This window comes from Candidatus Chlorohelix sp. (genome assembly GCF_037138995.1).
In the GTDB taxonomy this organism is placed as follows: domain Bacteria; phylum Chloroflexota; class Chloroflexia; order Chloroheliales; family Chloroheliaceae; genus Chlorohelix.
Genome location: NZ_JBAXHI010000120.1, coordinates 1 through 1005, shown reverse-complemented (window position 1 = coordinate 1005; position 1005 = coordinate 1). Strand labels below are relative to the sequence as shown.

Sequence of the window (1005 nt, the reverse complement as noted above, 5' to 3'; positions counted from 1 at the left end):
GGAAATGGCCCACTATGGCACAAAAGACAAAGCCCAGTTTGACGACTTGCCACTATAGCCCGACCGCGTATGACGCTACCCGCTTCTTGAGTCAGTGGTTCCAAGATGGCATCGCCTGAATAGGTTTGGGCAAAAACTGGTACTGGCATTAGCAGCGGCAGCGCTAGGACTAAATTGATAACTAGCGCAAACCGCATAGGCATAAAACTAAACCAACTTAATGCCACTATTCTTCAGGGGAACCGTACGATAGCGTTTGCCAGTAGCGCGATAAAGCGCATTTAATACCGCTGGCGCTGCAACCGCAATAGTAGGCTCACCAATGCCGCCCCACTCCGGTCCACCACCCTCAATAATGATCGTTTCCACCTTAGGCATTTGCGCTAAACGTAATGAATTAAAAGTATCAAAATTCGTTTGCTCAATACGCCCATTCTTAACCGTACATTCCTCTAAAAAGAGTGCCGATAAACCATATACAAAAGAACCAGAAACTTGCCGACGAATTTGCGCAGGATTGACGGCATAACCACAATCGGTCGCTGCCACAATGCGGTGAATTTTCACCTCATTGTTTTTGTTAACTGATAACTCGCAAGCCGCCGCAACAAAACTGCCAAAAGACTTCATTTGCGCAATGCCACGATGTACTCCAGCAGGAGCTGGTTTTGTCCAGCCAATACCGTCAGCAGCCGCATTCAGCACGGCTAAATTACGTGGGTATTTGTCCATATATTTACGGCGAAACTCTACGGCATCAACGCCTGCAACCTCTGCCATCTCATCCATAAAACATTCCATGAAAATAGCATTTTGATTGACATTAACGCCGCGCCAAAAACCTGGTGGCACATGGGTATTGCGCATCACATGGTCAATATGATAATCGGGGAAATGATAACCAAAAGCATGTTCGCCAGAATTGAATACGCCCTGAAAAGTGAGGGGATCCATCCCTTTATTGGCGGCTACAACCGCCGGCCGAACGGCGTGCAAAATCGACTG

General features: G+C 47.6%; 1 protein-coding gene. It reads right to left on the bottom strand.

Annotation, left to right across the window (positions count from 1 at the left end):
- Positions 1-207: 207 nt before the first annotated feature.
- On the bottom strand, positions 208-1005 hold a 798-nt coding region (locus WCK19_RS18560), incomplete at its 5' end, for a molybdopterin cofactor-binding domain-containing protein (RefSeq protein WP_342398898.1).